This is a genomic window from Mucilaginibacter sediminis (genome assembly GCF_051903035.1).
GTDB lineage: Bacteria > Bacteroidota > Bacteroidia > Sphingobacteriales > Sphingobacteriaceae > Mucilaginibacter.
The window spans coordinates 340,074-365,809 of record NZ_CP170602.1 but is presented as its reverse complement, the minus strand read 5'-3'; the positions used below and the strand labels follow the sequence as shown (position 1 = coordinate 365,809).

Here is a 25,736-nt window from a genome sequence, read left to right as displayed (position 1 = left end):
TATTTAACACCATAATGACTGGTAATAAAACAACAATGACCACGCTTCAGGGACTTTCAAAAAGCTTTTACGTTGCCCGGCCGGTTGACCGTAAAGACCCTAACCTTCTTTTAAAGCAGGGCATCTGGGCTTACTTTTTACTGCTGATATTTGAGGGAGCGTTACGCAAATGGGTATTACCCGGCCTGTCTACTCCCCTGCTTGTTGTACGTGATCCATTAGCTCTTTGGCTGGTTTTACTTGCATGGAAGCGCAACCTGTTACCGTCAAATTTATACGTTAATGGAATGATAGCCATTGGCGCAATAGGCATAGTTACCGCCCTTGCTTTCGGACATGGCAATTTTGCCGTGGCCATTTACGGTGCCAGGATCCTGATGTTTCATTTTCCGCTCATGTTTGTTATCGGTAAAGTATTTGACCGTGATGATGTAATCAAAATTGGCAAAGCAACTATATGGATAACAATACCCATGGCCGTATTAATAGCTATGCAGTTTTATAGCCCGCAATCGGCATTTGTTAACCGCGGTGTTGGCGGCGATTTAAAAGGTGGTGGTTTTGACGGAGCTATGGGATTTTTTCGTCCACCGGCTACATTCTCATTCACAAACGGCACAGCCTTGTTTTTTGGTTTTTCGGCCGCGTATGTATTTTACTTTTGGCTAACACCAAAAAGCATAAACCGATTGGCGCTTATTGGTGCAACTTTGGGTGTTATGGTGGCTATACCGTTATCAATAAGCCGCAGCCTGTTGTCTCTTGTGCTGGCTTGCACGCTATTTTCGCTGATAGCCATATCGCGCAATCCAAAATACCTGGGCAAAATGCTGGTGGCGATAGTAGTACTGCTAATTACGTTTACCGCCTTAAGCCAGCTCAGTGTTTTTGCTACCCCGCTGGAAGTATTTACACATAGGTTTACCAGTGCCAACGAAACTGAAGGTGGAGTATCAGGCGTATTTGTTGATCGTTTCTTAGGCGGCATGATTGGTGCTATTATCGAATCGGCGCAAAAACCATTTTTTGGTTACGGGATTGGGATGGGAACGAGTGTCGGCAGCATGCTCATAGCCGGCGATCATACTGTTTACCTGATATCCGAAGGTGAATGGGGCCGCCTGATTGGCGAAATGGGTATTATCATGGGCTTCTCCGTTATTTTTATAAGAATTGTTTTTGTGTGGAATTTAGCTATCGATAGCTTCCGTAAACTTGCTATCGGCGACTTTTTACCATGGATGATATGTAGCATTGGCATTTTGGCCATTATGCAGGGGCAATGGGCCCAGCCAACGTCGCTTGGCTTCGACGTGGTGCTTGGTGGCATTACACTTGCCGCATTACGCACACCAAACCGCAAACTATGGGTGGTAAAAACCCTTGAGCAGGATAATTCTGTTAACCCAACCGGAAATCAACGCGCCATTTAACCCAATAACTTACCTCAATTTATTTTTTTATGTTAATCCAATTAAACGTGGCTGCCCCTTCTTTTGCCGAATCGCTTGAGGAACTAACAAACGTAATCTCGGCAAGCAAAAAACTTGAGGAATCTGTATTAGCGGCCTGTTCGGCAATTAAATACTCAATTTTAAATGGCGGCAAACTCATCAGTTGCGGAAACGGCGGTAGCGCTGCCGATGCCCTTCACCTTTCTGAAGAACTTGTTGGCCGCTTTAAAGCCGAACGCCGCAGCCTACCTGCTATTTGCTTAAACGCCGATGTAACCGCAATTACCTGTATTGGGAATGATTATGGCTTCGACGCTATCTATTCAAGGCAACTGGAAGGACTCGGCAGGCCGGGCGACGTGCTGGTTGGTTTTAGTACAAGCGGCAACAGCCCTAATATCATCGAAGCATTTGCGCAGGCACGCAAACAAAACATCATCACCATATACCTCGGGGGTAAAAACGGCGGAACCATAAAAGGCACCTGCGATCATGAAATTATCATACCAAGCAATACTACTGCGCGCATTCAGGAAATGCATACACTTATCCTGCATCAGTGGCTTGAAGAACTTGACATAACAGACTGGAGCACCTTAAATTATTAACTCATGAACCTATCTTATTTATTAAAAGGGCTAACCACCATTAAAGTATTGGTCATTGGCGATTTAATGCTCGATCATTACATCTGGGGTAATGTACACCGGATATCTCCGGAGGCTCCTGTCCCGGTGGTACAGGTAAATAAAGACACCTACACGGCAGGCGGTGCTGCCAACGTTGCCATCAACCTATCAAACCTGGGGGTAAAAACCAAAATAATGGGGCATTGCACCATGGACGAAGCGGGTAAAAAGCTTTTAGGAATTCTGTCTGGTAAAGGTGTGAAATATCTACCGCCCGAATTACTGTTCCAGGCACCTACTATTGTTAAAACAAGGGTTATTGTTCATTCACAGCAACTTTGCCGTATCGACCGTGAGGATACTCGCGAGTGTTATACCATAGACTCGGCTCCGGGTTTTGAAAATATGCTGAGGCAAGCCCTTTCGGATGTTGATGCGGTGATCGTATCTGATTATGCCAAAGGTGTTATCTCCCAATCGTTACTTGACTCTATCTTAAAAATAGCCCGCGATTTACCGGACTTGTTAGTAGCTGTCGACCCGAAGCCGGCCCGGAGGTTATCATTTCGCGGCGTTGGGCTGTTAACTCCAAACCGTGCCGAAGCACTTGCACTTGCAGAACTGCCAGAACCTGCACCGGAAGAAAAATATCCGATAGAAAAAATTTGCAGGCGCATACATGATATTTATAATCCCGAAATTTTGATAGTGACGTTAGGGGCCGACGGAATGGCAATTAGTCACCGCGGCGAAGTGGTTGAACATTTACCAACGGTTGCACGCCAGGTTTTTGATGTATCGGGCGCTGGCGATACCGTTATAGCCACCTTAACCGCAGCTTTGGCAAGTGGCGCCAATGCAGCAGAGGCGGCCCGCTTTGCAAACGCTGCCGCAGGTTGCGTAGTTGCACATGTAGGTACTGCGCCTATAGATTACCAGGAGCTTGAAGATTGGCTGCTTAAAGCCGATATGGAATATCAAAGTATACTATAATAAATATTCATTCGCTTCCCCTTTGCGGTAATTGCCATTAATTATGAGCATTTCAAAAAACAACAAAGTACTTATATACAGGCTTGGCAGCCTGGGCGATACAGTAATGGCTTTGCCCAGCTTCCACAAAATAAGAAATTCGTTTCCACACGCAGATATTACTTTGCTTACCAATAAACCGGTAATGGCCAAAGCTGCTGCAATTGAAGCTATTTTAGGCAGCCATTACTTTTTTAACCGCACCATTAATTACCCGGTGGGCACCAGGAACCTTAAAGTACTTTTTGATCTGATTAAGCAAATCCGCGCATTAAAAATTGATACGGTAATAAATATCAATCCAACCCGATCAAAAAATTCCCTGTTAAGAGATAAGTTGTTTTTCAAAGCTGCAGGTATTGCAAATTTGGTAGGTTTTGATGCAGCCAGGGAAGATTTTGAAGTTTGTGTTGATCCACAAACAGGCATCATGGAATGGGAAGCTAAACGATTAGACAGGAGGATTAGCCTTTTGGGTGCAATTGATTTATCAGATGACAAAAATTGGGATTTGAATTTAACCGAAAGCGAATTAGAAATTGCCAATAGTTATGAGCTTTTATTAATAAAAGATACTCCCGTACTGGCTATCTCAACAGGCACAAAAAATCAATCGAACGATTGGGAAGTTGGCAACTGGCAAACGTTATTAAGCCAACTATCAAATTTGCTTCCGGGTTGGCAGTTGATGATTATAGGAGCTCCGGACGAAGCAGAAACGGCGGCACAACTTATATCAGCCTGGAAACATCAGTCGATAAATTTGTGCGGCAAAACAACACCCCGGGTATCGGCAGCATTGTTAAAGAAGGCTAAGGCTTTTATTGGCCATGATAGTGGCCCAATACATTTGGCTGCCGGAGTGGGTACACCGTGTGTAGGTATCTACTCTGCACGCAACTTACCCGGCCAATGGTTTCCGCGAGGAGAAAATAACCAAATACTTTACAAGCTGCCAGCGTGCGCAGGTTGCGGACTTGAGGTTTGCTTGGTTCAACAAAAAAAATGCATTCTGTCTATCACCGTAGATGAAGTAATACAATCGGTTTTTAAAATATTAAACAACAAGGCACCTGTTTCTTCGTCCATTTTAACCGCTGCTGTACAATTATGAAAGTACTCCACGTAATTAGCAGTATGAACCCCGAAACTGGTGGCGTATGTGAAGCGGTGAGAATATGCGCAGGCGGTTTGCAAAAGCTGGGTATACAAAACGAAGTTGTTAGTGTAGACGAAGATATTTTTAACAAAACAGACATCTTTCTTCAGCACGCATTAGGCCCGGCAGCAAACGCCTGGCATTATAGCAAATTATTATTGCCGTGGCTTTCTGCCAATATTACCCGGTTTGATGTTGTAATAGTTCACGGCCTTTGGTTGTATCATGGTTTCGCCGTTTATAAAGCATTTAACGCGTTAAAGACAAGCGGTATTAAACCAAAACTATTTGTGATGCCTCATGGCATGCTTGACCCCTATTTTCAACGGGCAAAAGGCCGGAGGATAAAAGCAATCAGGAATGTAATTTATTGGAGCTTAATTGAAAAAAAACTTATTAATAGCGCAGATAAAATTTTATTTACCTGCGAAACTGAGCTAATTCTTGCCCGGCTGCCTTTCTGGCCATATAAACCAAAATCTGAGACTGTTGTTGGCCTGGGGGTAATAGCTCCCCCCGCCTACAATGTAAAAATGGCTGATATTTTTAAAAACTCGGTACCAGGATTGAGTGATAGCCCTTATTTACTTTTTCTCAGCAGGATACACGAGAAAAAGGGGGTCGATTTAATTATTGATGCATACAAACAAATCGCCGAAAGCCAATTAAGTTCAATAAACGCTAAGGTTAGCAACCTACCTAAACTTGTAATTGCCGGGCCGGGCCTCGACAGCAATTATGGGCTACAAATGCAACAAACAGTTGCCGAATCGACACTCCTAAAAAACCTTGTTTATTTTCCAGGTATGCTTACCGGCGAGGCCAAATGGGGAGCATTTTACGGGTGCGAGGCGTTTGTGCTGCCAAGTCATCAGGAAAACTTTGGAATAGCTGTAGTGGAAGCTTTAACATGTAATAAGCCGGTGCTCATATCAAACCAGGTAAACATCTGGCGCGAGTTATGCGAAGCCGGTGGTGCATTGGTTGCCGACGATAATAAAACCGGGACTTATGATATGCTTAGTACCTGGCAGAAGTTATCATTAGTAGAAAAACAAAAAATGGGAGTCAACGCCCGGCGTTGCTACGACCAACATTTTGAAGTGAATGCAGTCATCAATCGTTTTCAAGAGGTTTTATTCAATTAAAAAAGTCCAGGGGCAAAATTGCCCGAACATAATCATAATCAAACAGCAAATATGTTTTCTTATCATAGTAAGGATAGTGTGGATGGATACTTACGGCCCGTATTTTCATTTTCTAATAAGCTACGAAGGGCCATTTGGAACCTGTGTTGGTCACTATTGTGCAGATGGACACCCAAGCCGCTGCATAAATGGCGGGTTTTAATTGTAAGAGCATTTGGTGGCAAAATTGGCGATAAAAATATCATCTACCCCGATTGCAAGATATGGGCTCCGTGGCTACTGGAAACGGAGGATATTGTTACCATTGGCCCGGGGGTCGAGATTTATAATCCCGGTGGTGTTTTTTTGGGCCACCATTCAATCCTCTCCCAAAACGCTTACCTATGTGGCGCTACCCATGATTATAACACAGCCGATTTTACATATATCATGAAGCAAATAATCATATCCCCCTATTCCTGGATATGTTCGAAGGCGGTTGTGTTACCAGGAGTATGTTGTATGGATGGTAGCGTGTTAGGGGCGGCATCGGTAACATCTCGCGATCTGGAGCCCTGGACAGTATATGGCGGACACCCGGCCCTGCCTTTAAAAAAACGAACTAACTTTTTAGACAACCTAAACAGCAATCAGGATGAGTAAACATGATTTCCCTTTTAATTTCGACCTATGCATCATTGGCAGTGGCCCGGCGGGCATTATCCTCGCTCTTGAATATTCGCGGCTAAACCCTCATAAATCTGTTGTATTGCTTGAATACGGTGTAAGCGGGCAGCCGGCAGAAAACAGCTTAGATAGTTCCATTACAATAACCAATGTTGAAAATCATCACGCTCCTTCGGAGTGTACGAATAAAGGTTTAGGGGGCACATCTGCAACCTGGGGAGGCCGTTGTGTGATGTATGATGATATCGATTTTATTGACCGCCCAATTTTAAACGGCAACTGTACATGGGATAGCACGTTGTTTAACGAAGTTAAAACCTACGCACCGGCAGCCGCCAAATACTTTGAATGCGGAAATGCCGATTTTAATTTGTCGGCCATACCTGGTGTGCGATATAACACTATAGCCGAAGGGTTTAAACAGGGCATAGTAACCGACAATACATTAGAAAGATACAGTATGCCAACCCGTTTTGGCAAACGTTATGAGAACGATATCAAAGCCCAAAAAAACCTGACTTTATTGCAGGGATTTGAAGCAAGGGATTTTTGTGCCCCCAACGAAAATGATATAGTTGAGTACCTGACAGTAAGAGAAGTAGCTACCAAAATTGAATTCAAAATATCTGCCGGTTCATTTATTATAGCATCAGGCGCCCAGGAAAGCACCCGGATATTACTACGTAACACACAGATATTTAATAATTTAGGCAATACACCACAAGCTTTAGGAAAATATTACCAGGGCCATTTATCGGGAAAAATTGCCAGCGTTAAATTTTATGGTAATCCCAAAAAAACAGACTATTCTTTCATAAAACATGCTGATGGAACTTATACAAGGCGCAGATTTCAGTTTTCGACCGATTTTTTAAAGGCAAAAAACCTGTTAAACACAGCTATATGGCTGGACAACCCTTTATACTTTGATCCTAAGCACCGGAGCGGAGCGATGTCTTTTATGTACATGGCAATGATAACTCCGGTACTTGGCAAAAAACTGGCGCCGCCGGCAATTGCACATTCAATTACCAAAGGTAAAGTAACCAGGGTACCCGCACATATAGGCAATATTATAAAGGGATTACCAAATTCGCTGTTAAAACCTGCTGCCATTTTCTATAAAAGGTACTGCGTTAAACGTAAACTGCCCGGTATATTTCTTTACAGCCCTAAAAACACTTATGCGTTACATTTTCATGCCGAGCAAATACCTTCTGCAAGCAATTGCATGGAACTGGCTGCCGACGGTGAAACCTTACAAATTAATTATTCAGTTACCGATCAGGACGTTTCGTCGGTGATTGAACTGCACGATGTACTCGATAAGTGGTTAAGAGATTGCGGTTGTGGCGAGCTCGAATATTGGTTTGACAAAAACCAGTTGCCTGCCGCAATTAAAAGCATGACTAAAGACGGATTACATCAATCCGGAACGACAAGAATAGCCGACTTTCCTGATAGTGGCGTGGTTGATAAAAACCTGAAGCTTTGGGGCACCGGCAATGTATATGTATGCAGCAGTTCGGTTTTTCCGACATCCGGGCAAGCTAATCCAACCTTTTTTTTAGGTGCATTTGCTGTACGACTGGCAAGCCATTTAACTGATGTATCACAAAACAATCTGCAAAATAATCACGAGGCTAATGACGCCGGAGTTTTAATATTACAAAAATGATATCGGTAATTATACTTACAAAAAACGAAGATACGGACCTGCCCTCGTGCTTAAATTCGTTAACGTGGACAGATGACATTCATGTTCTGGATTCTTTCAGCACGGATAAAACCTGCGAAATTGCCAGGCAACATGGTGCAAAAATTAGCATGAACGCATTTGAAAGCTTCGGGAAACAGCGCAACTTTGCACTCGAAAATATTGTTTTAAAACATAATTGGGTACTGTTTTTAGATGCTGACGAAGTTAGTACCCCCGCATTTGCCAATGCTATTAAGTTGGCTATCGATAACGCCGATGAGGAAACAGCCGGCTTTTACTGTTGCTGGAAAATGATGCTTGAAGGCATATGGCTTAAAAGAAGCGACAACTTCCCCAAATGGCAGTTGCGCTTGTTGCGCAAAGGCCGGGTAACTTTTAAAGATTTCGGGCACGGTCAAAAAGAAGACCAGGTAATTGGGAATGTTTTATACATAAAAGAGCCTTATACGCACTTCGGTTTTTCAAAAGGGTGGTCTCATTGGATTGAAAGACATAACCGCTATTCATCACTGGAAGCAATTGCGCGACTGGATATATGCCCGCCGTTTAAAAACATATTCAGTAAACATGGAAGTACACGAAATCCGGCGTTAAAATCATGGATGATCAAAGTACCCGGCTGGCCGTTATTAAGATTTATATATACATACATATTCAGTTTGGGCTTTACTGAAGGTTTACCGGGACTTATTTATGCTATTAATCTCTCTTTTTATGAGCATATGATTATGATTAAAACCAGGGAAGTTTTATCACAAAGGCATAAAACGTCTAAAGATATCGGCCAAAATTCTATCGCGATAAGTAAACAAGAATCTCCCGAATTGGAACTCATTTAACAGGTTTACAATAATATCGTCTTTAAAACCGATAAACCTGGCTATGAATATGGGCAAGGTAAGCGATTATTGGTCAAAAACCCTTACAAAAGCAATAGTCCATCAGCCATTATATAAATAACAACGGCCATTAGCATAGGCGACTGGAAGACCAGCACGCACAGGCATTAACTTTATTTGCACTTATATAAAATGACAATTTCAAAAAACAAGAGTGTTATCATTATAGGGATAAACTTTTCACCAGAGCTAACCGGTATTGGAAAATATACCGGCGAAATGGTTGAGTGGTTAACCGAAAATAATTTTTTGTGCACAATGGTTACAGCTTTCCCCTACTATCCTTATTGGCAAACTCAAAAGCCGTATAAAAATCGTTTTTTTAGCCGCGAGACATTAAAGAATGGTAAGCTAAATATTTATCGTTGTCCGCTGTATGTACCAAAACGACCGAGCGGCTTAAAAAGACTTATTCACGAATTTAGTTTTTTTGTATCCGCTTTTGTGATGGTAATTTACCTGCTTTTTAAGCCCAAAAAAGACTATATTTTTTGTATTGCTCCGCCTTTTCACCTTGGTTTTTTGGGATTGATATACAGATTTTTCAAAGGGGGTAAAATCATTTATCACATACAGGACCTGCAAATTGAAGCGGCCCGCGACCTGCAAATAATTAAATCGGACAAAGCTTTTAAAGCACTGTTCGCGATGGAACGGCTAATCATGAAAAAGGTGGATTACGTAAGTACTATATCTACCGGAATGCTTAAAAAGATCTCAAAAAAAACTGTAAAGGACATATTATTCTTTCCCAATTGGGTAGATACCACTGCCTATTGCCCGTTATATGACAACGCAGAAATGAAAATATTGTGGGGGTTTCACGAAGACGATAAAATTGTTTTATATTCAGGAAGTATAGGAGAAAAACAGGGATTAGAAAGCATCCTGACCGTAGCAAAACACCTGGAGTCATCTACGTTTATAAAATTTGTCATTTGCGGAACCGGGCCATACAAGGAGAAACTTATAGCAAAGGCTAAAGAGCAAAAACTTGACAATGTGCATTTTTTGCCCTTACAACAGCCAGACCAATTCAATAATTTTCTTAACATGGCCGATATTCATCTGGTACTCCAAAAAAAGAGTGCAAGCGACCTGGTTATGCCCTCTAAACTAACCACTATTTTGGCAGTAGGGGGGCTGGCGCTTATAACTGCCGAACCTGGTACAAACCTTTTTGAAATTGTTAACGATAACAAAATGGGTGTTGTTATCGCCTCAGAAAATCTAAACTCTCTCGAAAACGCTATTTTAAAGTTCTGTACTTCAGATAACTCAATATTAAAGCTCAACGGACGCAAATACGCGGAAAATTATTTAAACAAGGATAGTATACTTAATAAACTCTTTAATAAGTTAGAAAACCGAACGCCTGTTGATATTGATGAAAAACGGCCTCTTGAATACCTGGAATTAAAATAGTTGCTCCCATATCAAACAGGCAACACTTTTTTTAATAATTATAAAACGAATAAAAAAACACAACCAATGATGGCGCCTCACGTATAAAGGTTAATTAAAAGAGCGAAACAAATGCAACTTTTCTTAACTTGTGCTTCTGTAATGGCTACGTCCCAAAATCAAAAAGCTTACGTTACCGATATGGAACGTGATCTGACATTTTTCGGTTCAGTAAAATCGTTAACCGAGCATAACGGGATACTCACTATTTGCATGAGTGAAGCAGCTGTTTATGAATACTCTTCGTCAAATTACCTGTACCAGGAAGTCGAAATTTCCTTTTCAAGGCCCAAAAGTGTTATTCATATAGAAGAGGCTTAATTCTAATCTTACTTAATTTTCATTCTTTTTTTACAATGCTAACTTGTCGGCGTTAACAGTCTGTGCTGCAGTATCGTTAGCTCTGGTATTTACTTCGCATTATTGCCACCTATTGCGTCAGCAAATAAATAAAAGCCTCGAAATTTCCAGTTAAAGAAATCCCTTTGTTTAATTACAAGGTAACTGCCCCGCGCAATAATCTAAATCAATAAAACGCTACATTTCATGAAGAAAAAAGCATTAATAACAGGTATAACGGGCCAGGACGGCGCCTACCTGGCCGAATTATTATTATCAAAGGACTATGAAGTTCATGGTATAAAACGAAGAAGCTCACTTTTTAACACCGAGCGTATTGACCATTTATACCAGGATCCGCATGATGAAGACAGACGTTTCATTATGCATTATGGCGATTTATCTGACTCAACTAACCTGATACGCATCATACAACAAGTTCAGCCGGACGAAATTTATAATCTGGGTGCGATGTCTCACGTTAAAGTAAGCTTTGATACCCCAGAGTATACAGCCAATGCTGATGGAATTGGCACCCTCCGGCTCTTAGAGGCTATACGAATTTTGCAACTCACAAAAAAAACCAGGATTTACCAGGCTTCAACTTCAGAGTTATATGGACTTGTACAAGCCGTACCACAATCAGAAACTACACCTTTTTACCCGCGGTCGCCTTATGCTGTGGCCAAATTGTACGCGTACTGGATAACTGTTAATTACAGGGAAGCATATAACATGTTTGCGTGTAATGGCATCCTTTTTAACCATGAAAGCCCTTTACGCGGTGAAACTTTTGTTACCCGCAAAATTACACGGGCAGCAGTAAAAATTGCGTTAGGACTTCAAAATAAACTATTTCTTGGAAACCTCGATTCGCGGCGCGACTGGGGACATGCCAAGGACTATGTTGAAGCCATGTGGCTTATTTTACAGCAGGATAAACCAGAAGACTATGTAATTGCAACAGGAGTAACTACAACGGTAAGAGATTTTGTTAAAATGGCTTTCCAGGAACTCGGTATAGAGATAGTGTTTGAAGGCGAAGGTGTCGACGAAAAAGGATATGTAGCGGCTTGCCACAATATGGATTATCTGATTGAAATTGGTAAAGAAATAATCTCGGTAGACCCTGCTTATTTCCGCCCTACCGAAGTGGAACTATTAATTGGCGATCCAACTAAAGCTATTGAAAAACTGGGATGGAAAATTAAATACGATTTAAAAATGCTGGTTAATGATATGGTAACATCCGATATTACCCTCTTTGAAAAGCAAAAGCTACTAAAAGACATGGGGTACGAAATTAAAAATCAGTTTGAATAACTAATCCTTCATATATTGTACTATTTTGATATTGGTGATGAATTTGGTTTTAATAAGTCTCTCTTTAAATCCCCATATCTTCACTAATCTTTAATGCAATAGCCTTGCATAATGTTGCGTTTGCTTCAGTGATTTATGCCCCAACATTTTACTGATAGTTTTCGTCGACACCTTATTTGCAAGGGTCACTGTGGTTACATTAGAAAAAGCTTCGGTCATTATTTTATTTGAAGCGCCATTTTTGAACTGGGTTTCCATCTGCATGGGATATTGCAGGATGAGGTAAAATAAGTTTGCATTCCTGCTGCTGTTACTTTATCAATCATCGCCTTCAGCAGATTGGGTAAATCAATCGTATAGTCAATACTTTTTGAAAAGTGTTGTCTATACGATTGACAAACCAATATTTTGGTTTTATTTGAAGCATTTGTTCCCCACCTAAAAAAAGCCTGTAAATCGCATGATTTACAGGCTTTTTTTTGCCTAAAACCGTTATCTGCTGGACGGATTTAGCGTTTAACTTAATATTTTCAACTACTCGCTTTTACCTTCTTCCTGTACTCGTTGGGAGAAGTGCCCATCAGTTTGGTAAACATCCTTGAGAAATAATATTGGTCTTCCACACCCAAAGTAAGGGCAATATTTTTGATAGACATTGTAGTAAACGAGATATACTGACAGGCTTTTTGAACTTTTAGCTGGTTAAAATACTCGATGGGCGAGTAACCCGTTTTTGCCCGGAAAATGGCCGAAAAATGCGAAGTGGATAACTTGGCAAAGCTGCTTAGGTCATCAAGCCTTATCATGGTATTAACATGATCTTGCATGTATTGAATGGTTTTTTCAACTATATCGTTATCGGCAGGTTTGTCGTCAACATGGTTAAACTTATCCTCGTAAATAAGCGAGGATAGGAAATGCGAGAATATCATATTTACATAACGCAGCGCATCGCTGCTATAGCCTTTCTCCAGGTTAAAACAAATGTCTTCAAACAGTTTTATCCGGTCTTCGTTAAAAGATAGGTATGGCTTGTAATTCTCTGAGTTTTTCAGGATCAGTTCTACTATAAAAGATGCTATCTCGCCTTTGAAGTGAATCCAGTATATCGTCCATGGTTTGTCCATGTTCGCCGCATATTTATGGGGGGTGTTGGCTGGTATGGCAATAAATTGCGATGGCGAAACCTCTACCTTCTTCTTGTTGATCTCGAGCCAGCCGTAGCCTTCGGTACAATAAATTATGATATGCTGGTTAATACCGTTGGGACGCTCGGCGTAATGGTGCCGCGCTTTGGGGTAATAACCAATATCGGTAATGTAAATCTGTTTGGTAACCAAATCCTTACTTAAAAAGTTGGTGATAATCTTTTTGGGGAGCACAATAAGCTTTTGCCCTTCAAAACCGTCCCGCCGCCTGATAGCTGTACTTTTAGTCATTTTTTTGATTGGACACCGTTGTAATCAGTTCTCGGTATTAACTAATTGATCTTCGTATACAAACATTCACAAAAAATATCAAAACATTGGTAAAAAATAAAAATAATTGAAATTGGCGTAGCGTAATAAAGTCCATCATTTCCGTAATATTAACTATTCTTTTATCCTGTTTTATCCATGACATTTGCATAGTAACCAATTAGCGATACCAACAATAGCAAATGCTTCTTAATTATTTCCATAAAAGAGATAAGCCGGCAATATTAGTGTGTTAAGGGTTCAGTTTTTATTCCTGATAATAACAGGAATAGATGTACCGGCAAACACGATTCAAAAGATTTGACAAGGTTATCGCGATAACAAAAACTATAACAACACCAATGCAGCACTTTAAAAAAACACCAGGTAATTATAAAATCAGCTTCATCAAAACTTCCGGCCTGATAGCTTTTTTGATATTATCCGTGACTGTGTTGAGCGCGCAGGAACTCCAAAAAAGTGCAGATAATACCGCTATTAGCAGCCCGCAGGTAAAAATTACGGTTAATAAAACTACCGGCACAATTAGCTATGTGTTTGCCAATGGTATGCACATGGATAACACGGTGGCTTACGTGCGCGATTTAACTTCAGGATGTTTATCAACTACCGATCTTCCTAACCATGCCTGCACAACCCGGCAGGTTAATGATAATGTAGGTAAAGGCTTAAGCCTTGTTGTGAAGCACAGCGATGCAAAGCACAACATCAGCATCACGCAATCCTTCACCCTTTACCTGGGCAGGCAGTATGCGCTTGTTAACGTAAGCGCTACATCCACGGGTAAACCTATCGAAACCCGGGATATCAGCCCCATAGCTATCCTGCCGGCCAATAAAGGCAGGTTGTTTATTCCCGGTACCGGGCCGCGCATTTTGGATGTACCCTTTGATAACGACGATTGGACGCCAACTTTAGAGCGAAGCTGGCCAAAAAGCAACGAGCCCCAGAGCAAAGGCATCAGCTACGAGTTTTTAGCTGTTTATGATCAGCTTAAGAATTCGGGCCTGGTAATAGGTAGCGTGAGCCACGATTTTTGGAAAACAGGTTTATCCTATCAAACCGGAACCCAATTGGGCTATGTTGATTCATTAAACGTTTTTGGCGGTGTAGCTACGGCCGATAATCCGTCCCTTAAATCAGGTTATGGCGGTTTGGATGGTACGCATGACCATGCCGACCATGGAACCATGCTTGGCCAAACCGTAAGCTCGGCCACTGTTTATATCTGCGGATCGGATGATCTGCACGAGGCTTTTAAGGATTATGGACGGGTAAATTCCATCATCAATGGCAAGCAAACCTGGGAAGGGCCGGCTCCTGTTTACTGGAACAGTTTTGGGGTTGAAGGCGTGCTGGGTTACGAAAAGGTAATGATGCCGCCTGCTGTAAAACAGATCTCGGATTTCATCCACTCCATGCCCAACTTTGGCGCTTACTCCAAACCAGTTTTAAGTATCGATTCGTACGACCAGGACATTTATTCTACCGAGGTTTTAAAATCAATAGGAGAATATGGCGCGAAAAACGGCCAGCAGATGGGGTTTTATTTTACGCCATTTGCCATGTGGAGCTGGAAGAATGACACCAAAGGGCACAAGCTGCCGGGTACCGATGTAATGTTTGAGGATGTGCTTTTGCAGGATAAAAACGGTAAGGCCATCATGTACAAAGATGGCGACTGGGGCGCTTACGCCATGGATCCCACGCATCCGGCGGTCAGGCTTTCTATCGTATCGCAGTTGAAAAAGGCAAAAGCCATCAACGCCAAATTTATCAAGATAGACTTTTTGACGGCCGGTGCTTTGGAGAGTACCAAACGTTACGATCCAAAGATCCGTACCGGGATACAGGCTTACAATTATGGGATGAGAACGTTGCGGCACCTGGTTGATTCTATTATGGGTAAGGATGTTTTTATCACCCAGGCTATCTCGCCGCTGTTCCCGCATCAATACACCCACACCAGGTTTGTATCTACCGATGTATACTCGCACCTGCGCGATGATCAGAAAGGTTTCCCTAGCTGGGGCAGTACGGAGGCATCGTTAGCCACAGGATCGCATATGGGCTGGGTGCAGGGCACGTTGTTCCCTTATACCAACCTGGATGTAAGCATCATGAAAAACTTTCAGAAAAACCCGGATCTGAACGAGCAGGAAATAAAAGTGCGCCTGTATGCTATGATGGTGATGGGCAGTATTCTGGGCGATGGCTCTGATTTCAGGAACCCAATAGCTGCGTACCGTGCACAGGAATTTTTGAACAATAAAAACATCGCCAAATTCTTTAGCGATCCTAAAGCTTTTATCCCCCTTAAAACAGCCGATGGCGAAAGCTTTGATCAGCAACTGTCGTTTTACCTGCCGGGCGATATCACCATGCTGGCCCTATTCAATTTCGACCTTAAAAATGCTTTTAAACAATCGTTTAGCAGGCATGCCTTGGGCCTTGATATGCATAAAAAATACGAATTCCGCGATTTTATGACCGATAAGGCAATCGGTGAACTTAAAGCTGACGCCCAAACATTTAGCATGGTCGCCAATACGGGCGATGCCCTGCTGGTAAAAATAGTAGCGCTAAATTAATGATAAAAATAAACTGTAATATTATGCCACAACCAGTTAACCATATTCAACCTAAAAAATGAGTAGTTCAAAAAGCTTTAACAGTAGTTATATTATTGGTATTTCCTTTATTTCGGCCCTGGGCGGGTACCTGTTCGGGTTCGATTTTGCGGTAATTTCGGGCGCTTTGCCTTTTCTGCGCACCCAGTTTGCGTTAACGCCGGTATGGGAGGGGTTTTTAACAGGTTCACTGGCGTTAGGCTGCATAGTTGGCTGTTTGCTGGCCGGTAACATTGCCGATAAATATGGCCGTAAACCGGGGCTTATTATCGCTGCCTTAATTTTCGCGGTATCATCTATAGGTATAGCGTTTTCTGCATCCTTAACTTACTTTCTAATCCTCCGCTTTGCCGCCGGCATAGGCGTGGGCATGGCATCTATGCTTTGCCCCATGTATATTGCTGAAGTTTCGCCGGCCGAAGTGCGTGGCCGTAATGTGGCCATTAACCAGCTTACGGTAGTGATTGGCATATTGGTGACCAACCTGGTCAACTACTTTTTGGCCAATCATGGTGCCGATTCATGGCGCTGGATGTTTGGTTTGGGAGCCGTACCATCTGCCATATTTTTGATAGGTGTTACCTGGCTGCCCGAAAGCCCAAGATGGCTCATGAAATCCGGTCAGCCTGATAAAGCCAGGGTTATCCTCAACAAAATTGGCTCACCTGACTTTGCCGAATCAACCTTTAAAGCGGTAGAAAAATCATTGATAGGATCAACCAAACAATCATACGCCATGGTGTTTGAAAAAGCCGTACGCCCGGCTGTGGTGGTGGGTATTACGCTGGCTGTGTTTCAGCAGTTTTGTGGCATCAACGTGGTATTTAACTACACATCTACCATATTTGAATCAGTAGGCGCTAACCTGAACCGGCAATTGTTCGAGACCGTGGCCATAGGTGTAGTTAACCTGGTATTTACCTTGTTAGCCATGTGGCAGGTTGATAAACTGGGCCGCCGTCCGCTGATGCTTTGGGGATCGCTGGGCTTATCTGTATTGTACATTATACTCGCCTTTCTGCTGCAAAACCATTTCCCGGCGGGGCTGGTATCTATATTTGTGTTGCTGGCTATCAGTACCTATGCTATTTCGCTCGCTCCCGTTACCTGGGTGCTTATATCCGAGATCTTCCCCAACAAAATCCGTGGCGTGGCATCGTCGGTGGCCATTGTATCGCTTTGGGGGGCTTACTTTATCCTGGTATTTACATTCCCTATCCTGGCCAAAATATTAGGCGCCTACGGGCCATTTTACTTATACGCGGGCATTTGTTTTGCCGGCTTCCTGTTTGTAAAAGCAAAAGTGAAAGAAACCAAAGGCCAAACTTTAGAAGAGTTAGAAGACAATTTAATAAGACATTAAAATATAATACACAGTATGCAAAGTTCAACTGTTTCCGTTTGGGAAGAGCAAGTAATTATCCCCACTTATAGTGTTGGCAAGCCCGATAAAAACCCTATGTTTTTTGAGAAACGGGTTTACCAGGGCAGCAGCGGGGTGGTTTATCCAAACCCGGTGATTGAGAAAATTGCCGATGAAAAAGAAGATAAGGAATACACAGGCCTGTTCCTGGAGAATAAATACCTCAGAGTGATGATACTGCCTCAGTTAGGCGGCCGCATTCAAACAGCTTTTGATAAGGTGAAGCAACGCCATTTTATTTACCATAACCAGGTAATTAAGCCTGCATTGGTTGGTTTAACCGGTCCCTGGATTTCGGGCGGTATCGAATTTAACTGGCCGCAGCACCACAGGCCAAGCACCTTTGATCCTGTTGATTACAAGCTGGAAGAGCATGCCGATGGCAGCAAAACCGTTTGGGTAAACGAGGTGGAGCGCATGTTCCATACCAAAGGCATGGCGGGTTTTACCCTGCATCCCGATACGGCATATATCGAAATAAAAGCGAAACTTTTTAACCGATCGGCCCTGCCGCAAACCTTTTTATGGTGGGCAAACCCGGCAGTTAAGGTGAATGATTATTACCAATCGGTATTTCCGCCGGATGTGAACGCTGTTTTTGACCACGGTAAGCGCGATGTATCCGATTTTCCGATAGCTACAGGTACTTACTACAAGGTTGATTATTCGCCCGGTACCGATATCTCGATGTATAAAAACATCCCGGTACCCACATCGTACATGGCCATTAACTCTGATTATGATTTTGTGGGTGGGTACGAGCACGATACCGAAGCCGGTTTACTGCACGTAGCCAACCACCATGTATCGCCCGGTAAAAAACAATGGACCTGGGGCCACAGCGATTTTGGCCAGGCCTGGGACAGGAACCTCACCGACGAAGACGGCCCATATATCGAGCTGATGACGGGCGTATTTACCGATAATCAGCCCGATTTTAGCTGGCTGATGCCCTACGAAGAAAAAACGTTCACCCAGTATTTTTTGCCCTACCGGGAACTTGGCATGGTAAAAAATGCATCGAAGGATATCCTGTTAGCTTTAAGCAAAAATGGGGATAAGGTAACCATCAAAGTGCAGGTAACATCGACCCAAACAAACCTGCATATCAACCTTAGCTATAACGGCGAAGAGCTGTTTGCACACACCGGTACAATTGTGCCTGAAGTTGTTTTTGTACAGGAATTGACGGTAGCTGCAGGTTTGGACGAGAATGCGCTGCTGCTTATCATCACCAATAGCAGTAACCAGGAAGTACTACGGTACGAGCCGGCCAAAAACAAAAAGAACGAAATGCCTATCCCGGCCAAACCCGCTTTGGAACCTGCCAATGTGGAAAGCATGGAGCAATTGTTTTTAACCGCGCAGCACCTGGAGCAATACCGTCATGCAACCTATAGCCCCGTACCTTACTATGAAGAAGCCCTTCGCCGCGAACCAACCGATATCCGCAACAACAACGCTTTGGGTAAATGGTATATCCGCAAAGGGCAGTTTGCCAAAGCCGAGCCCTTTTTAAGGCAGGCTGTGGAAACCAGCATTCAACGCAACCCTAACCCATATGATAGCGAGCCTTATTACAACCTGGGCTTATGCTTAAAATATTTAGGCAGGGCCGATGAAGCTTATACGTTTTTTTACAAATCAACCTGGAGCAATGCCTGGAAAGATACCGGCTTTTTTGAGGTGGCCAAAACAGATATCGCCCGCGGTCACTTTGCATTGGCTTTGGATCATATCAACCAGTCGCTGGATAGAAACGCCAATAACAGCAAGGCCTATGTGATAAAAATGGCTGCCCTGCGCAACCTGAAACAGCTGGATAAAGCACAAAATGTGGCCAGTGTGGCGCTTGAAAGGGATGGCTTTAACCTTGGGGTTATTTTCGAAAAAAATGAGCTTTATAAGCTGGAAGGCAATGCCGAGATGGTTGCCAAATGCCTGGATGAGCTGATAGCCCTGTCAAGAAACGATGATCAAAACTATATTGAATACGCCCTTGATTACGCTGCGGCCGGTTTATATACCGAGGCTGGTGAGCTATTGCAACTGGCGTTGAAGGATAATGGCAACAACCCGATGGTTTATTACAGCCTGGGCTATTTTTGCCATAAAAACGGCGCACAGGACGAAGCCCAGAAATGGTTTAAAAAAGCCGCCGTAGCCGACCCTTACCTGTGCTTTCCTAACCGTTTGGATGAGGTGAATATCCTTCAGCTCACCATGGAGCTTAACCCGGCTGATGCTAAAGCGCCTTACTATTTAGGCAACCTGTTTTATGATAAACGCCAGTATGATGATGCCGTAAGCAGCTGGGAAAAAGCAGCAAAGCTGGACGAAACATTTCCTACGGTGTTCAGGAATTTGGCTATTGCCTATTTTAACAAGCAAAACAATGCCGAAAAAGCCTTAAACTATTTTGAAAAGGCTTTTGAACTGGATAAAACAGATGCCCGCGTATTAATGGAGCTGGATCAGCTTTATAAAAGGCTGAACTATCCTGTTGATAAACGGTTGAAGTTGCTGGAAGATAACCTTGAAGTTGCCGAACAACGCGACGACGTTTATTTAGAACGGGTAACGCTTTACAACTTGTCGGGCGAGTACGATAAGGCACTTGGTTTATTGATGAAACGGCAATTTCACCCATGGGAGGGCGGCGAAGGCAAGGCATCGGGCCAATACGTGTTTAGCCTGGTGCAGTTGGCTAAACAGTATATTGACGAAGGCGACTTTAACAAAGCCGTTGCCAATTTAAACATGGCCAAAAGCTACCCACATAATTTAGGTGAGGGCAAGCTTTACGGTACACAGGAAAACGATATTGATTATTGGCTGGGCCGTGCTTATGAAGGTTTAAACCAGGCTGACGCCGCCAAACACTATTTTACCCAGTCGACCATCGGTTTGGATGAACCGTCGGCGGCCATATTTTATAACGATCAGCAGCCCGATAAGATTTTTTACCAGGGCCTAAGCTGGAAAAAACTGGGCGACCAGCAACATGCCAAACAGATTTTTGATAAGCTGATAGCCTATGGCAAAGCCCATGAGAATGATGTTGTGAAGATAGATTACTTTGCCGTATCTCTACCCAACCTGCTCATTTTTGATGACGATTTAAACCTGCGCAACACCATTCACACGTACTTTTTACAGGGATTAGGAATGCTGGGTTTGCACGACTTTGATGCAGCGCTGGCCCTGTTTACCAAAGTGCTGCAACTCGACAGTGCCCATGCCGGTGCAAAGGCTCATTTAGAGATGACCAAACAGCAATTGAACGTGACAAACTATTAATTTAGTCTTAAGTCCGCAGTCTTAAGTTTTAAGTCAAAAATGCCAGGTAGTATTTGGGACTTAGGGCTTAAGACTTCTGGCTAAATAAACAATGCAACGCATACCGGTGTTGCCCTTATGCATCATTTAAGTACGCTAAATAGTTTTAGCTTGCTTAAATATGTGTTATAATTACAATAATATAATTTACCTTGAGCCATAATACCAACCAAATCATGATCCAAAGCCAAAACAGGATATCGCAACAGGAATGGGGCGAACATGCTGGGTGTAAGGTTTACTTTTTCAGGCTCGAAAACAGTTCAGGGGCATATGTGGAGCTTACCAATTATGGTGCAACGCTGGTATCGGCAGTAGTGCCGGATAAGGCGGGCAACCTGGAAAACGTGATATTGGGCTACCATTCATTGCCTGCTTATATTGCCGACGAATGCTATTTAGGCGCCACCATAGGTCGTTTTGCCAACAGGATTGGAGGGGCAGAATTTACTTTAGACGGAACAGTTTATCACCTGGACGCTAATGATGGTAACAATTCCAACCATGGTGGTAATACCGGCTTTAATACCCGGGTGTTTGATTATCAAATAACCGAAAGCGGCGTATCATTTAGCCTGCTGAGTAAGGATGGTGATGGCGGCTACCCCGGAGACCTTAAATTGGTAGTAACTTATGAGTGGACTGATGATAATGAACTGAAAATCAAATACCAGGCCACAGCCGACAAGCAAACGGTGGCCAGTTTTACCAATCACGCATACTTCAATCTATCTGCTGGGGAGTGTACTATTTTTGACCATACCCTTAAGGTTTATGCCGAAAACATGCTGGATGTAGATGCCACCTACGTACCAACCGGCCTGGTTAAACCAGCCGGTAAAAGGGTTTTAAACGGGGAGGTTTTAAGGGAGAAAATGATTGCCGGCGGCGATACCATCAACGGTTATAACCATTGCTTTGTACTGCAAAACGATGCCCGGCATACCCTGAAACCTGCCGCGCTGCTTATAGATAACGCCTCGGGGCGCCAGGTTGAAGTAGCTACTTCCTACCCATCAGTAGTAGTATATACCGGCGATTATCTCCGAAGCAAAATTCCCGGAAATTATTCAAGGCCATACCGGCCTTTTGACGGCTTGTGCCTGGAGTGCCAGCATTATCCCGATAGCCCCAATCATGCTCATTTTCCATCGGCCATATTAAACCCTGGCGAAGCCTTTTGCCAGGTTATTGTGTACAAATTTGGTGTGGTAGCTTAAGTTTTCCCTGCTTTTTTATCAACAGCTCTTTTTGTATAAAAAAACAATACTTTTTTATACAAATGAGATACTAATGCTATACTTTTTTTCAAAACACACAAAAAAAGTATCAACTTTTTCGCACTCCCCAAAGTGCTGTTTTTTCATGGGTCAGGCAATTAATGGACTAACCCATTTTGATGGCCAAAAATCATAAAATTGTCCATCCTATTTGAAAGTAAATCCATTTTTTGGTGAGTGCTCCCCGCCTACATTTACAGAACCAATTATTAACTAAACCCATAAAGTATGTGAAGATTTTGACTCTTGACCCCAGGGGAGAAAAGCAGAACTACCAATTATAAAAAGCCAGGGAAGTATCCGCCTGATGTGATTTATGAAATTTGACAAGTGTCCCCAAAAGTGGGCGTACACCATTTTCATATTTCCGAATTAACACCCAGGCCCGCTCCTTAAAAAGATATTGCTTTTTTTTCGCCAATAACTGATCCTGCATTTGAAAACAAATATTTGATCGCAAACCAATTAATGAATAACAAATTATGAACCAAATTTTATGAAGCCACTTTACATTTTTAGTAAACTACTTTCAAAAAATAACAGGCACCTTATGCTGGGGCGTTGCACTATCCTTTTTGTGCTTACCCTGTTTTTTGGCAGTGCCTATTCGCAAACCAGGGTTACCGTTACAGGTAAGGTAACCGATACCCTTGGCGTAAAAATACAAGGTGCTACCATATTGGCCGAAAACGTTAAAAATATCTCGACGTCGACGGATGAGAACGGCCGCTTTGTACTGGATGTGCCTGTAGGTACATCATTACGTATAAGCTTTGTGGGTTTTACCGAGCAGCACGTAATTGTTACTGCCGATAAAAAGATATTCAACATTATCCTGAAAGAAAACAAGCTGATTGCCGAAGAAGTTGTGGTAACAGCCTTTGGTAAAAAGGAACGCAAGGAAGCGCTGGTAGGTTCGGTAACCAGCATAAAGCCCGGCGAACTTAAAATACCGGCAAGTAACTTAACCAATGCTTTGGCAGGGCAGGCAGCCGGTATTATTGCCTACCAGCGCAGTGGCCAGCCGGGGCAGGATAACGCCTCCTTCTTCATCAGGGGGGTAACTACCTTCGGTTACAAGCGCGACCCGCTTATTTTGATTGATAACGTGGAGCTATCCACCAATGACCTGGCACGCTTAAATGTGGATGATATTGCCAGCTTCTCTATCCTGAAAGATGCCAGCGCTACGGCCCTGTATGGTGCACGCGGTGCAAACGGTGTTATTTTGGTAAGCACCAAAGAAGGTAAAGAAGGCGCGCCTAAAATCAATTTCCGGTCGGAGTACTCATCCTCGCAATCAACAAAGACGTTGGACCTTGTGGACCCGATCCAGTACATGAACCTGTACAACGAGGCCACGTTAACCCGCGACCCTAAATTGCCGCTGCCTTTCCCCGAAAGCAAGATCAGGAACACGCAGAATACCATAAACGGCACGCCCGGCAGCAACCAATATGTATACCCCGCTGTGGATTGGCTTAACCTGTTGTTTAAAAAACGTGCCACTACCGAGCGTAATAACCTTAGCGTAAGCGGCGGCGGTAATATTGCCCGCTACTATATAGCAGGAGCATATAATGTGGATAACGGAGTATTAAAGAACGATATCCGCAACAATAACAACAATAACGTTAAGTTTAAAAACTACCAGTTACGTTCAAACATCAACGTAAACATGACTAAAACCACCGAGGTGGTGGTAAGGCTATCCGGTACGTTTAGCGAATATAACGGCCCCATTACTACCGATGGTTCTTTCGCATCCGATTTATATAACGTGGCCATCCATACCAGCCCCGTATTATTCCCGGCTTATTTCCCGGCCGATTCGGCAAACCTAAACGCGCAGCACATCTTGTTTGGGAATACCGGGTTAACAGGTGGCTCTACAAGCAACAGTATCTCCTATAATAACCCTTACGCGGCTTTGTTAAGGGGGCATAAAAACTCGTCAGAGTCAAGGATGTCGGCCCAGCTGGAGTTAAACCAAAACCTTAAGTTTATTACCGATGGTTTAAAGTTCAGGGGGCTATTTAATACCAACAGGTACTCTTATTTTACCTCACAATCGGCCTATTCGCCATTTTACTATAACGTTAATACCTACGATAAAGAAACCAACAAGTACACCCTTACCTGGCTTAACCCGCAGCCAACCGGCTACAACGTAGCGCAGGAATACCTGAGCTATTCGCCCGGCGGCACACAGGTAAATACCTTTATTTATTTACAGGGAGCGTTGGAGTATGCCAAATCATTCGGCAGCCATACCATAAATACAACCTTAATTGGTACACAACAGCAAACGCTGTACGCCAATGCCGGCGATTTGTTATCGGCCTTGCCGTATCGTAACCTTGGTTTGGCAGGCAGGGTAACCTACTCTTTTAAAAGCAGGTATTTTGCCGAGTTTAACTTTGGCTATAACGGCTCAGAACGCTTTTCGGCCAATCACCGTTATGGTTTCTTCCCAACCATTGGTGCATCATGGGTAGTATCTAACGAAGACTGGTGGACACCGGGTATCGTCGATCGTTTAAAAATCCGCGCCAGCCATGGCCTGGTGGGTAACGATGCCATTGGTTCGCAGCGTTTCTTCTACCAATCGGTAGTGCAGTTTAATCAGGGTTATAATTACGCGCAGTTTGGCATCAATAACCAGTACGAGCGTAAAGGGGTAACCATCCAAAACTACGAGAATACCGATGTAACCTGGGAAACCTCGAGGCAAACCAACGTTGCCGTTGAAATGACACTTTTGAAAAATTTCAACATCGTGGCCGAGTTTTATAAAAACCACCGCTACGATATTTTGCAACAACGTACCAGCATCCCTGTAAGCGAAGGTCTGGAGGCACCAATCAGCGCCAACCTTGGCGTGGTTGATTCAAAGGGTATCGATTTATCTATGGATTATAAACAAAACTTTGGCAACAGCGCCTGGGCATCAATCCGTGGTAACTTTACCTACTCCAATAACAAATACAGCTACATTGAGGAGCCCGACTATAAAGAACCATGGCGCCACGCTATTGGCCAGCCCATCAGCCGCGGCTACGGCTACGTTGCCGAACGTTTGTTTGTTGACGACCAGGAAGCGGCAAACTCGCCAACCCAGATCTTTAACGGCAGCGGTATTAAACCGCAGGGCGGCGATATTAAATACCGCGATTTAAATGGCGACGGTAAAATTGATGTGCTTGACCAGGCGTATCTTGGTTATCCGCAAACACCCGAAATTGTGTATGGCTTCGGTTTTTCAACCGGCTATAAAGGCTTTGACCTTTCGGCATTTTTCCAGGGACAGGCAAGGGTATCGTTCTTTGTCGACCCAACCAGGGTAAGCCCTTTTATCCAGAGTCCTGATCCTTATGTTTACGGCAATACACAGGTATTAAGCGAGTTTGCCAACAGCCACTGGAGCGAAGAGCACCAGGATTTGTATGCAGCCTATCCGCGCCTGGGTGTTAACTCAAACGTGATATCAAACAACCTGCAGCCAAGCACCTGGTGGCTGCGCGATGGCAGCTTTATGCGCCTTAAATCATTAGAAGTTGGTTATACACTGCCTGCACGCATAGCCAAATCATTAAGGGTATCTAACTTAAGAATTTACTTTAACGGCCTGAATTTGCTTACCTGGAGCCCCTTCAAACTATGGGATCCTGAGCAGGGTGGTAACGGCTTTGCGTACCCGATACAAAAAGTATACAACATAGGCTTAAACGTGAATTTATAATTAACAGAAAA

General features: G+C 43.3%; 17 protein-coding genes. 16 read left to right on the top strand and 1 reads right to left on the bottom strand.

The window, feature by feature from the left end; all coding sequences use genetic code 11:
• The first annotated feature begins 14 nt into the window (after nt 1–14).
• The 11 genes from ACFGVS_RS01320 (at nt 15) to gmd (ending at nt 11,833) form a co-directional block, all read left to right on the top strand.
• Nucleotides 15–1,433, top strand: coding sequence for a hypothetical protein (locus ACFGVS_RS01320; protein ID WP_274208670.1), 1,419 nt, complete (start codon nt 15–17; stop codon nt 1,431–1,433).
• A 29-nt stretch (nt 1,434–1,462) separates the two neighbouring features.
• Nucleotides 1,463–2,062, top strand: a complete 600-nt coding sequence (locus ACFGVS_RS01315; RefSeq protein ID WP_274208671.1) for a D-sedoheptulose-7-phosphate isomerase — start codon at nt 1,463–1,465, stop codon at nt 2,060–2,062.
• A 3-nt stretch (nt 2,063–2,065) separates the two neighbouring features.
• Nucleotides 2,066–3,076, top strand: a complete 1,011-nt coding sequence (locus ACFGVS_RS01310) for a bifunctional heptose 7-phosphate kinase/heptose 1-phosphate adenyltransferase (RefSeq protein WP_439697142.1) — start codon at nt 2,066–2,068, stop codon at nt 3,074–3,076.
• 43 nt (nt 3,077–3,119) lie between these two features.
• Nucleotides 3,120–4,229, top strand: a complete 1,110-nt coding sequence (locus tag ACFGVS_RS01305; protein WP_439697141.1) for a glycosyltransferase family 9 protein — start codon at nt 3,120–3,122, stop codon at nt 4,227–4,229.
• Nucleotides 4,226–5,422, top strand: coding sequence for a glycosyltransferase (locus ACFGVS_RS01300; protein WP_439697140.1), 1,197 nt, complete (start codon nt 4,226–4,228; stop codon nt 5,420–5,422). The genes ACFGVS_RS01305 and ACFGVS_RS01300 overlap by 4 nt, the downstream gene beginning before the upstream one ends.
• A gap of 51 nt (nt 5,423–5,473) precedes the next feature.
• On the top strand, nt 5,474–6,064 hold the full coding sequence (locus ACFGVS_RS01295) for a putative colanic acid biosynthesis acetyltransferase (protein WP_439697139.1): 591 nt from the start codon (nt 5,474–5,476) through the stop codon (nt 6,062–6,064).
• Nucleotides 6,057–7,766, top strand: a complete 1,710-nt coding sequence (locus tag ACFGVS_RS01290; protein WP_439697138.1) for a GMC family oxidoreductase — start codon at nt 6,057–6,059, stop codon at nt 7,764–7,766. Before ACFGVS_RS01295 ends, ACFGVS_RS01290 begins: the two co-directional genes overlap by 8 nt.
• Nucleotides 7,763–8,647, top strand: a complete 885-nt coding sequence (locus tag ACFGVS_RS01285) for a glycosyltransferase family 2 protein (RefSeq protein WP_439697137.1) — start codon at nt 7,763–7,765, stop codon at nt 8,645–8,647. The genes ACFGVS_RS01290 and ACFGVS_RS01285 overlap by 4 nt, the downstream gene beginning before the upstream one ends.
• A gap of 192 nt (nt 8,648–8,839) precedes the next feature.
• Nucleotides 8,840–10,132, top strand: a complete 1,293-nt coding sequence (locus ACFGVS_RS01280; RefSeq protein ID WP_439697135.1) for a WcaI family glycosyltransferase — start codon at nt 8,840–8,842, stop codon at nt 10,130–10,132.
• A gap of 111 nt (nt 10,133–10,243) precedes the next feature.
• Nucleotides 10,244–10,492 carry a hypothetical protein gene (locus ACFGVS_RS01275; protein ID WP_090652552.1) on the top strand — a complete coding sequence of 83 codons (249 nt, stop codon included), beginning with the start codon at nt 10,244–10,246 and terminating at the stop codon, nt 10,490–10,492.
• A gap of 225 nt (nt 10,493–10,717) precedes the next feature.
• Nucleotides 10,718–11,833, top strand: coding sequence for a GDP-mannose 4,6-dehydratase (gmd, locus tag ACFGVS_RS01270; protein ID WP_439697134.1), 1,116 nt, complete (start codon nt 10,718–10,720; stop codon nt 11,831–11,833).
• Nucleotides 11,834–12,363: 530 nt separating this feature from the next.
• Here gmd and ACFGVS_RS01265 read toward each other — a convergent pair.
• Nucleotides 12,364–13,272 carry an AraC family transcriptional regulator gene (locus tag ACFGVS_RS01265; RefSeq protein ID WP_439697133.1) on the bottom strand — a complete coding sequence of 303 codons (909 nt, stop codon included), beginning with the start codon at nt 13,270–13,272 and terminating at the stop codon, nt 12,364–12,366.
• 380 nt (nt 13,273–13,652) lie between these two features.
• On the opposite strand from ACFGVS_RS01265, the gene ACFGVS_RS01260 reads away from it, so the two are divergent.
• The 5 genes from ACFGVS_RS01260 (at nt 13,653) to ACFGVS_RS01240 (ending at nt 25,725) form a co-directional block, all read left to right on the top strand.
• Nucleotides 13,653–15,902 (top strand): hypothetical protein, encoded by a 2,250-nt coding sequence (locus tag ACFGVS_RS01260; RefSeq protein WP_439697132.1) that lies wholly within the window; start codon nt 13,653–13,655, stop codon nt 15,900–15,902.
• Nucleotides 15,903–15,960: 58 nt separating this feature from the next.
• A complete protein-coding gene (locus ACFGVS_RS01255; RefSeq protein WP_439697131.1) occupies nt 15,961–17,304 on the top strand; it encodes a sugar porter family MFS transporter in 1,344 nt (447 codons plus the stop codon).
• Between the two features lie 15 nt (nt 17,305–17,319).
• On the top strand, nt 17,320–20,664 hold the full coding sequence (locus ACFGVS_RS01250; RefSeq protein WP_439697130.1) for a DUF5107 domain-containing protein: 3,345 nt from the start codon (nt 17,320–17,322) through the stop codon (nt 20,662–20,664).
• 215 nt (nt 20,665–20,879) lie between these two features.
• On the top strand, nt 20,880–21,923 hold the full coding sequence (locus ACFGVS_RS01245; protein ID WP_274208685.1) for an aldose epimerase family protein: 1,044 nt from the start codon (nt 20,880–20,882) through the stop codon (nt 21,921–21,923).
• A 556-nt stretch (nt 21,924–22,479) separates the two neighbouring features.
• The gene (locus ACFGVS_RS01240; RefSeq protein WP_274208686.1) at nt 22,480–25,725 is read left to right on the top strand and encodes a SusC/RagA family TonB-linked outer membrane protein; all 3,246 of its coding nucleotides are present in this window, start codon (nt 22,480–22,482) and stop codon (nt 25,723–25,725) included.
• The last annotated feature ends 11 nt before the right edge of the window (nt 25,726–25,736 follow it).